Source organism: Bacillus cereus group sp. BfR-BA-01310 (genome assembly GCF_022664325.1).
GTDB classification, from domain to species: Bacteria; Bacillota; Bacilli; order Bacillales; family Bacillaceae_G; genus Bacillus_A; species Bacillus_A paramycoides.
Map to the genome: position 1 here is coordinate 1 of NZ_JAKUHD010000054.1, position 8,661 is coordinate 8,661.

Below are 8,661 nucleotides of genomic sequence, written 5' to 3' on the forward strand. Positions count from 1 at the left end.
TGTGGAGATAGCCTAATAAATTAGAGTTCGATAGAACTCTTTACTTAGGAATCCCCCTCTTCTAAACGAAGTGAAAGTGGGGGTAGTTCAAAAGCTTGCTAAACAGTATGAGGAAAGAATAAAAGAATAGAGAGACAAAATTTTAATTTGTTAAGATAGTAATTGAGGTAGCACCAACATTCGTTAAATTGTGGGTGGGACCCCTTTTAGCAAAACCGGAGTGGAAATGATGAGTATAAATAGTTTTGTGGGATTGATAAAGGACGAGTTATTAAAAGAGGTAAGCATAAGAAGTGAGGATGAATTCGAGCCTGTAGTAGTTAAAGATATTCCTAGACTTTGGAAGTGTTTAGGGACAGGTAATTATGCCGCAGTATTTATGCACAAAGAATACAAAGATTGGGTAGTGAAAGTTTACGCGCGAGAAGGAGAAGGAATTGAAAAAGAGTCGGAAGTATACCGAAGAATCGGAAATCATCCTTCTTATTCGAAGCTTATATATAAAGGAGAAAATTTCATAGTATTGAAACGTTTAAAAGAAATTACCTTATACGATGCTATTCATAAGGGGATTAAAATTCCTAAGCAGGTAATCCTTGATATCACTGAAGCTTTAGAGTATGCAAGGGAACAAGGATTAACTCCTTGTGATGTTCACGGGAAAAATGTGATGATGGAAAACGGAAGGGGATATGTAGTCGATGTATCTGATTTCTTAAAAACAAAAGAAGATAGTAAGTGGAGAGACCTAGAAAAGGCATATTTTACATTTTACTTGCCTTTCATTTATAAATTGCCTTTCCCTGTTAAAATACCGTATTTCATGTTAAACATTGTTAGACGCTCATATAGAAAATATAAGAAGTTTAAAAAGAAATTCAAATTGCAAAAGGACCGTACATTTTAGATATGTCTAATATGTACGGTCCTAATTTTATAACTTCATGAAGTAATCAGGGGTACCGCCACATTGCTATCAAGTTTAAATTTTATAATGCCCCCAAAACGAAAAATTTGTGTCATTTATCGAAAGAAGTTCATTTTTATCGTTTTGGGGATACTTCAAAATATATTAAGTTGATGGTGGTGTGGCGGTACCTCATATAGATTTTATCTAATTATTAAAGAATATTAAGATAATTAATAATAATACAAGCAACGCATATACTATTCATTTCTTTGTTATCATTATCACTTTTTATTTGTGACAACTTTTTGAACAACGGATTATTATACATAATCTAAAAAAAATAGAGCATAGTGTAGAATTTTGTCTAATGATATGTATGTACACAGTCTATTTGTTAGATATAGACTGTGAAGGTAAGGATCTATCTTATAAAAAATTTAAAGGAGGCTTATAAAATGGGGAAATTCACAGGGGTTTCAAAGTTTACACTTGCTACATTAATAGGATTAGGTAGTTTAGGTGCCTTTTCTCAAACGGAAGGTGTAAAAGCTGAAAGTTTGGATCGTATTTCTCAGAAAAATGTTGAATTTAATTCATCTTCTACTATCGCAAATACTTTTGAACAAAGAGCTAATATTGTCCCTGAATCAAAAGTAATCACAAGCCATTATGTGAAGTACTCAAAAACAAGTTATCAGGTTAAAGATAGTATTCCAAAAGAAATTTATTATTCATCAAATGGTTTTAAAGGTTATATACAAGCAACAACTATAATTGATATTGGTGACCATTTCCTGACTCTCTATTCTGGAACTGTAATCCGATGTTAATTTCATGATTACTTTTATGAAAAATAGTTTAAAACTTGTGGATTTATAAAAAATAAACCACAAAATTATTCAATTTCATGGTTTATCAAATAAAAGATAATGCTAAGACTACGTCTAATACTCTCACATTACCTTCCCCAAAGTTAATTATAGAGTATTAAAGTATTACTGTTCAATAAAAAAGCACTCGAATGAGTGCTTTTTTAATTGCTATTCCTAGTGGAATTCTTTTTCGTTTGTTTAAAGTACTATAATTCAATTCTGATAAGTGTATTTGAGAACTTCTAAGTCCTTTAAAACTAACCACTTACATTCTTCTGTATTTACATATATCTATATTCCTGCTAATTTATTATGATATAGATGTTAATTTAAAGTAGTTTATACGAAATAAATAGTGGGATTTTTAGGGAAGAAAGACGGACTTTCATTTATGAATTAACATAATTTTCAAATATTAAGCCTCTGCATATTAATATTTGTTATATAATGAAATCAAGCCATATGTAAAATGGTTTCCCCGTTACGAGTAATGAGATAGTTTAATTCACCTTTTATACATTATTTGAAAAAGAACTTGTAGTGATTCCTACAAGTTCTTTTTGCTTTTCTTATTGTATTAGAGCAGAAACTTTTAAATATAACAGAGACAATAATGAGGTATTTAATTCTCGTTTGCCAACTAAAGTTATGTATTTTTGAATTTTACTAGGTTTCATTAATAAAAATGTTTTAGACTATAAAATAAAACATTAGACTGTTAAAAAAATAAGCAAAAAGGGAAGAACCACCATTATTCTTCCCTTTTTGTCTGTAATTAGGGTTTCTATATTAATGAATATAGAAGATTATAAAATGTTGGATGCAACAGTTTACTCTTGAAATTATAGCAAGAGTAACAGGTGTTTTTTTATGCAATATTGCATAAAAAGATTATTGTTTATCAAAGATACTGTCTAACGATAGACAGTAGTACATATTTTTTTGTGTTTAGTTTTAAATAAAGCTTGATTTAAAATCAAACCTTACTTGTAATATGAACGGAAAAACTCTATACCACTCTACCCTAATCACCGAGTTTGATACTCTTGAGAAAGAGCTTGTATCTTAAGGGTAAAGGGTTTTGTCTTTATTTATTATTATGGACAGTGATTTAGAGAAATAAACATACTCGGTAATTAGGTAAATAAAAAATGCCGTATCATTCTCCCTGTAAGGAGGCATGAGGGGGGCACCATGCATACCCATCAACTTAAGAAAAATAGACAATAAAGCTATTATATTTTTACACCAAAAACAAGCATAACCCCGTTCTAAATTTAAGACGGGGTTAAAATATAGTTGTTTAATTTTGATATAAGATACTTCACTGTACTCAAAAATATAACAATAAAGTCGTTTAAAAATCTAAGGTTTATTCAACAATAGCTCCCTTTAATGGAAGATTGATCTACAATATCAGAGTGAAATAATCACCTGATTCATAGAAAAACCGCGGTTTATACTGTAATCCGTGCCATAACAAAGCATTAGCCAGTTCCCATGTGTTCAATTAATTGAAATGCTGTCGGGGTTGGACCATTTTCGAGCCTCAAGCGAATTAAATTAGCACACTCTTCAGGGTTTAGTACTGAAGTATCGATTTCTAAGTCATAAATACCGGGCTCATGGACGGACTCTTGCCATAGTTTTACTGGTAATGGGATCAAACCATCTTCTGAGTAACCAACTTTCCATGTTTCTATCCGTCGTTTCATAATAATTTCAATTGGACAATGTACCCCCACAAACATAACTGGCAGTCCCTTTAGTATCCGTGCACATTCGGGCAGAATTCCCCGTGGGACGGAATAATTGTCATGATGACCGACATCAACTACGACGTTTATCCCTAAACGACTGTGTGCAGCAATAGACTCATACATGGCTTTATATATAAGTATAACCAAGGGCTCAATATCGGGTCGCTCGCCACCAGGACGTAACCCAATACCTGGCTGATAGCGTTCTGGGGTCATTTGCATGAACCGATCTACTCCTAAGTTCATCCACACACCTTTAAACGTACTCTGGATTACAGTGGCGATGCTGGATTTCCCAGATCTAGGAGTGCCGTTCATAATAACAATTTGTCCAGGTTTATCCATTGGTAACATACAGGAATACCCCTTTCATGATTCTACCTTGTAATCTTAACTCCGATTTTCCCTATAAAGGAATAACTTACAAATTCAAGAATGATCCTCAACAGTCCTTTCTTATTTCACAATCTGACCCAATTGTTGAATAACATAATAAAGTCGTTTAAAACAACTTTATTATGTTTTAAACGACTTTATTATCTCTGTACAAAAGGCTAAAAAAAGAAAAAAATGAGCCGGGGACCCCTATTAGGAAAGGGGTGGTGCGCTTATATATTTTAAAAAGAAAAGACACCCTAAGGTGCCTTCCTCCGACTTGAATCGTCTTAATTTTGGTTTAGCCTTATTTTCAACTCGTCTTGATATTTCTCAATTAAACCAAGTTCATTCATGAATTTAATAAATTTGCCATTCAATTCAGGGGACATGAACTTAATGATTTCATGTGTCGCAGAGGTACATAAAGTTCTTGCCATACCTGCATAATTGCTTGTATTTTCAGTGTTTCTTATTGGTTTAAAAGAAAATGGTTCATTAATTATATCCGTATTATTTAATCCATTTAAAGCTTCGTATCCATGTACTTCTAAAGATAAAACTTCATAATACCTATAAATTTTATTGTCGTTTAATCTGTTCACTAGCATTTTAATAGATGTAGGGCCCTTAAATAAGGAATACCATTTTGGTTCATGGGTGTTATTAAATTTTTCGTTTAAAAATTTTTTTGTTAGTTCCCATTGTTTAAGGATTTTCTTAAAAATAGGTGATTCCAAGAGTTGATCTATCTTAATGATCTTATCTTCAAAGTCTTCTTTTGAAATTGGAACATATTTAAGAGGATTTTCAATCATATTGCCATATACTATTTTTTGGTTTTTTAAATACCCTAAATAATAACTGATTGATCTATCTTTAATAAACCTTTTATGTTGTGTTATGTATTTTAGAGATAGATAAGTTTCAAGAGCGGAACGTATCATCACTATTGATGGACTTCTTAATTGATGGTCAGCTAAAATGAAATTACCATCTAGCTGTTCGATTAGTTTCCTGTAAATACTTAAAATTATTTTCTGTTCAATTGTAAGATCATCCCGCGCTTCTAATTTCTGCATTAAATCTAAACTAAAATTTATGCTTTTACTTAAATTTCCCAGTTATTTATCCATAGTTTTATAATACCCACTTTTTTTACTTTATTTACTTCACTACCTTATCCATAACCTCTTTATATTTATTAAACTCTTCATCTTTCATATCACCATTCATTTGTAAAAGGAAATTCCCTTTAGCGTATGTATGTGAGAAAAGCATTGGACTTGAGTTACTCAAATCATCATAGTACTTCTTAGCTTTTTCTAAATCTTCTTTCTTACTAAATTCAAATAAACGGCCACCGTTATCCTGACCAAGTGCAGGAACTAGGATACGTTTCCCATCTTTACGCATGTTTCCAAATTCTTTTTGTGGTAGATTCGTAGCATTTTCAGCTTCTAATCCAGCTTTTTTAAACTCGTTAATAAGTGAAGTTGTAGTAATTGGCTCAGGCTTTTTCGCTTCTTGCTTTGGTTTTGATTCAGTCGCAGTTTTTTCATTTGAACTACAAGCAGCCATCCCCATAAGTAATGCGCTACAAGTTAATGCTGTAAGTAATTTTCGTTTCATTTTTTCTTTCCTCCGTACATTCAAGTTGTAAGATTTATAGAAATCATAACAAATCCAGTTACAACTGTCTTGTCATATTTTGTCGAATACAAATAAAAAAAGAGAGCCGAAGTCCTCACTGGTTAATTTTTTTAAAACTTGACCTCTAGCAAGTGAAAATGGCTTCTTTTATGATGAAATCAAATCACAGTATGTCTTTGTTGTTTTGCAACATTTTCACGTACAATGAAACTTGCTTCGCAAAACGCCCTTGTTGACGTCCATCAAGCTCCTCATAAGCCCTTTGGACATCATTAAATAGTAACTCTAGTAATGCATCTTCCTTCTCGTCTTCGAAGCCACCACGTAAGTATAAGAAGAAACAAATCAGCTAGGAGGTAACATGAGCGAGAAAGATAGGTTAATAGAACAATTGATTGATAGGCATTTCTTTAAATTGCCAGGTGACAGGGAGCTATACGAAGGGTCATGCGGGGAGCTAAGGCAATTATTGAAAGGAGATGAAGAGTAATGAAAAAAGAAACTGCGGTGCAGGTGCAAAGTGAACTCAAAGCTATAGAAAGTGATATTCGTAATCTGGAATACCACCTAGTCATGATGGATGGCGAAAGGCAGAAGACGAAGAAAACTTTGGGAGAGCTGAAGAATCGGAAAGAAGAATTGAAGAGTTATTTATAGGGAGCGGGTATGAATGAATTTACGAGTGAAGATTAAGCGATTGAATGAATCAGTGGAATTACCACGATATGCAAAGCCAGGTGATAGTGGTTTTGATCTTGTAGCAGTGGAGAAGACACTTATATGGCCGAGCGAAACTAAGGTCGTGCCAACTGGATTAGCTTTTGAGATTCCACCAGGATACGAACTACAAGTGAGACCGCGTAGCGGTATGACGTGTGATAAAAAGTTACGTGTAATCCTTGGAACGGTTGACAGTGGTTTTAGGGGAGAGGTTGGAGTCATCGTGGATAATACTGCAAAACCTTTTGTGCTTAGATCAGAAGCAGCAGATGTTATTGAGCGAGGAACACGCATTGCACAAGGCGTCATAGCGCCAGTGGAAACAGCAAACTTTGTGGAAGTGGACGAGCTATCGGATAGTGAGCGCGGCATAGGTGGTTTTGGATCAACGGGAATAAAGTAGTATCAAATTTGAATTTTATTAAAAAGGAGAATGAGAGATGGATAATATCAAGTTTCGAGCGTGGGATAAGGAGATTTTTGAAGGGGACGTTGTTTATCAAGAATTTTATGACCGTATATCAGAAAAACATGGATTTACAGGAGTAGTTAAGCAAAGGGAAGGTGCTTGGTGGATTTGTAATGGAGTGGATCATGCTGAATTACTGTGGAGCGAAGTAAATCTGAATCATGTAAAAGGTAATATCTATGAGGATTTAGAGCTTTTAGAAAACTGGACAAAATAGTTATTTAATAAAAAAAGCAGTTAGCTTTCGCTAGGCTGCTTTGCTCCATACGGGAGTTCTCGTTATGTAATTTAGATAAAGATACTAGCTATTAAAAATATAGCACCTATCAAAATTAGAAAATCAAATAAAATTAAGAACTGGTTTTTCTGTGGCTTTTTGAATTCCTTTATTAAGCTTAAAACTGCACTCAATCCGAAACAAATGTATAACAAAATCATTATTGTTCCTGACATAATTAACACTCCTAATATATTGATAACTTAATTATATAACGAAAAACATTTACATGTAAGTTTTTAACAAAATCCTTATTTGATACTGGTCACTAAAAAAGAGCACTATTGAAAGTGCTCTTAGAAAATACGTTTTATATTCTGTTTTGAGCAACGATTTTAATATTCTCTGGTGGAATGATATCTTGAATTTTTTCTTTTAAATCTACTTGGACCATTTCTTCAAGATGTTCAAGTGGAACTTCAAAGTTTATGCATTCCGCAGTTGCAATGTTTAATAAAGAATAATTTTCATTTTTTTTAACAACAAGATATTGTGATTGATCTGTTATTACTAAACATCCTTGTTGAATACCTAATTTACGATTATCTTCAAAAGTCATAAATAAATCTCCTAACATTTTTCTGATAGGAATTGTACTACATAAAAATGTTGGTGTCTAGTCGGTCTTATGTAAGAAATAAAGTCAAACAAAATCGCTATTTTGTACATCAAGGTAGTCAGTGCAAGTAACTAACGGCTTGTTGAAAAAAAAGAAGCCCCGCAGGAAATGTTACAGGGCTTCATAAGGTTGAGTTATGTCATACTCACAAGGGATTTTAACATGAATGTTTCGGTAAACAAACTGGTAAAAGTGTCCAATTTGTTTAGAGCTATTATTTTAAACAAAAACGCTATTTTAGTAGAAAAGGAGAATGAATAGTGGAGTTAAAGGAGTACGTCGTTTATAAAGGTGAATCATTACTATGTATCGGAACTATACAGGAATGCGCTGATTATATGGGCGTACTTCCTGCAACGGTTCGTTTTTATACAAGGCCAGTATACAAAGAGCGAGTAGCAAAGCGGAAAAACGCTAGAAATTATATAACTGTTACGGAACTTGAGGAAGATTAATATAAAAATTTCATTTTGTAGGAAAGGGGTGAGTTCTTTGAAAGATCAATGTAACCATGAAAAAGTGCATGAGGATTCAATGATGATGTCATATCCACCTAAACAGAATTGGATATGCAAGAAGTGCGGAGCTAAAGGAATAACTGTTATTGGTATTCCTAATAAAAATAAAGAATGTTTGAATCACAATAAAAGAGCAGCTAGCAAAAGCTACCTGCCCGGTTCTCCAAGGGGGAACAAGGAGAAAATCTAATGTCATATACAGTATTGACGGAATATTGAGTTTTATTCAGAAGGGAGCTTAAAGATTTTCGTTTTAACTTAATCTATATCCCACATACAAAATAAGTGCTAAAAACAAAGATAATAAAAAATGCTAGTAGGACCATTGCTTTCCAATTATTTATTTTAGAGAATCTTATCAAAATAACAAAGAAAGTTCCTATTGTTAAGACTAGTAAATTGAACTACCCCCACTTTCACTTCGTTTAGAAGTGGGGGATTCCTAAGTAAAGAGTTCTATCGAACTCTAATTTATTAGGCTATCTCCG

11 protein-coding genes and 2 pseudogenes are annotated in these 8,661 nt (G+C 33.1%); 8 read left to right on the forward strand and 5 right to left on the reverse strand.

The window, feature by feature from the left end; translation table 11 throughout:
* The first annotated feature begins 229 nt into the window (after positions 1-229).
* The gene (locus MR109_RS29095; RefSeq protein WP_242274789.1) at positions 230-907 is read left to right on the forward strand and encodes a protein kinase family protein; all 678 of its coding nucleotides are present in this window, start codon (positions 230-232) and stop codon (positions 905-907) included.
* A 458-nt stretch (positions 908-1,365) separates the two neighbouring features.
* Positions 1,366-1,740, forward strand: coding sequence for a hypothetical protein (locus tag MR109_RS29100; RefSeq protein WP_242274790.1), 375 nt, complete (start codon positions 1,366-1,368; stop codon positions 1,738-1,740).
* 1,529 nt (positions 1,741-3,269) lie between these two features.
* On the opposite strand, the gene MR109_RS29105 is transcribed toward MR109_RS29100, so the two are convergent.
* The 4 genes and pseudogenes from MR109_RS29105 to MR109_RS29120 all read right to left on the reverse strand — a co-directional run.
* Positions 3,270-3,896 carry a chloramphenicol phosphotransferase CPT family protein gene (locus MR109_RS29105; protein WP_242274791.1) on the reverse strand — a complete coding sequence of 209 codons (627 nt, stop codon included), beginning with the start codon at positions 3,894-3,896 and terminating at the stop codon, positions 3,270-3,272.
* Positions 3,897-4,207: 311 nt separating this feature from the next.
* Positions 4,208-4,999: a DUF5677 domain-containing protein gene (locus MR109_RS29110; protein ID WP_242274792.1), complete on the reverse strand. Its 792-nt coding sequence runs from the start codon at positions 4,997-4,999 to the stop codon at positions 4,208-4,210.
* A gap of 85 nt (positions 5,000-5,084) precedes the next feature.
* On the reverse strand, positions 5,085-5,549 hold the full coding sequence (locus MR109_RS29115) for a stress protein (RefSeq protein ID WP_242274793.1): 465 nt from the start codon (positions 5,547-5,549) through the stop codon (positions 5,085-5,087).
* Positions 5,550-5,733: 184 nt separating this feature from the next.
* Positions 5,734-5,886 (reverse strand): annotated as a pseudogene (locus tag MR109_RS29120) (XRE family transcriptional regulator); the annotation flags it as partial.
* A 45-nt stretch (positions 5,887-5,931) separates the two neighbouring features.
* Between MR109_RS29120 and fbpA the strand changes: the two are divergent.
* From fbpA to MR109_RS29140, 4 genes and pseudogenes are all read left to right on the forward strand, one after another.
* Positions 5,932-6,060, forward strand: coding sequence for a Fur-regulated basic protein FbpA (gene fbpA / locus MR109_RS29125; protein WP_242274794.1), 129 nt, complete (start codon positions 5,932-5,934; stop codon positions 6,058-6,060).
* Positions 6,060-6,227: a hypothetical protein gene (locus MR109_RS29130; RefSeq protein ID WP_205206329.1), complete on the forward strand. Its 168-nt coding sequence runs from the start codon at positions 6,060-6,062 to the stop codon at positions 6,225-6,227. Before fbpA ends, MR109_RS29130 begins: the two co-directional genes overlap by 1 nt.
* 13 nt (positions 6,228-6,240) lie before the next feature.
* Positions 6,241-6,693, forward strand: coding sequence for a dUTP diphosphatase (dut, locus tag MR109_RS29135; RefSeq protein WP_242274795.1), 453 nt, complete (start codon positions 6,241-6,243; stop codon positions 6,691-6,693).
* A 61-nt stretch (positions 6,694-6,754) separates the two neighbouring features.
* Positions 6,755-6,976: pseudogene (locus tag MR109_RS29140) on the forward strand (YopX family protein); the annotation flags it as partial.
* Positions 6,977-7,346: 370 nt separating this feature from the next.
* Here the strand turns inward: MR109_RS29140 and MR109_RS29145 are convergent.
* Positions 7,347-7,595 (reverse strand): hypothetical protein, encoded by a 249-nt coding sequence (locus MR109_RS29145; RefSeq protein WP_242274797.1) that lies wholly within the window; start codon positions 7,593-7,595, stop codon positions 7,347-7,349.
* A gap of 320 nt (positions 7,596-7,915) precedes the next feature.
* Here MR109_RS29145 and MR109_RS29150 point away from each other — a divergent pair, with 320 nt between their 5' ends.
* Positions 7,916-8,110: a hypothetical protein gene (locus MR109_RS29150; RefSeq protein ID WP_242274798.1), complete on the forward strand. Its 195-nt coding sequence runs from the start codon at positions 7,916-7,918 to the stop codon at positions 8,108-8,110.
* Between the two features lie 37 nt (positions 8,111-8,147).
* On the forward strand, positions 8,148-8,363 hold the full coding sequence (locus MR109_RS29155) for a hypothetical protein (protein WP_242274799.1): 216 nt from the start codon (positions 8,148-8,150) through the stop codon (positions 8,361-8,363).
* Positions 8,364-8,661: the final 298 nt, after the last annotated feature.

What these genes read in the sequence shown, in the direction of transcription:
- MR109_RS29105 (WP_242274791.1), bottom strand. Translation starts at nt 3,896, where the DNA reads ATGTTACCAATGGATAAACCTGGACAAATTGTTATTATGAACGGCACT.
- MR109_RS29130 (WP_205206329.1), top strand. Translation starts at nt 6,060, where the DNA reads ATGAAAAAAGAAACTGCGGTGCAGGTGCAAAGTGAACTCAAAGCTATA.
- MR109_RS29100 (WP_242274790.1), top strand. Translation starts at nt 1,366, where the DNA reads ATGGGGAAATTCACAGGGGTTTCAAAGTTTACACTTGCTACATTAATA.
- MR109_RS29095 (WP_242274789.1), top strand. Translation starts at nt 230, where the DNA reads ATGAGTATAAATAGTTTTGTGGGATTGATAAAGGACGAGTTATTAAAA.
- dut (WP_242274795.1), top strand. Translation starts at nt 6,241, where the DNA reads ATGAATTTACGAGTGAAGATTAAGCGATTGAATGAATCAGTGGAATTA.
- MR109_RS29115 (WP_242274793.1), bottom strand. Translation starts at nt 5,549, where the DNA reads ATGAAACGAAAATTACTTACAGCATTAACTTGTAGCGCATTACTTATG.
- MR109_RS29145 (WP_242274797.1), bottom strand. Translation starts at nt 7,595, where the DNA reads ATGACTTTTGAAGATAATCGTAAATTAGGTATTCAACAAGGATGTTTA.
- fbpA (WP_242274794.1), top strand. Translation starts at nt 5,932, where the DNA reads ATGAGCGAGAAAGATAGGTTAATAGAACAATTGATTGATAGGCATTTC.
- MR109_RS29110 (WP_242274792.1), bottom strand. Translation starts at nt 4,999, where the DNA reads ATGCAGAAATTAGAAGCGCGGGATGATCTTACAATTGAACAGAAAATA.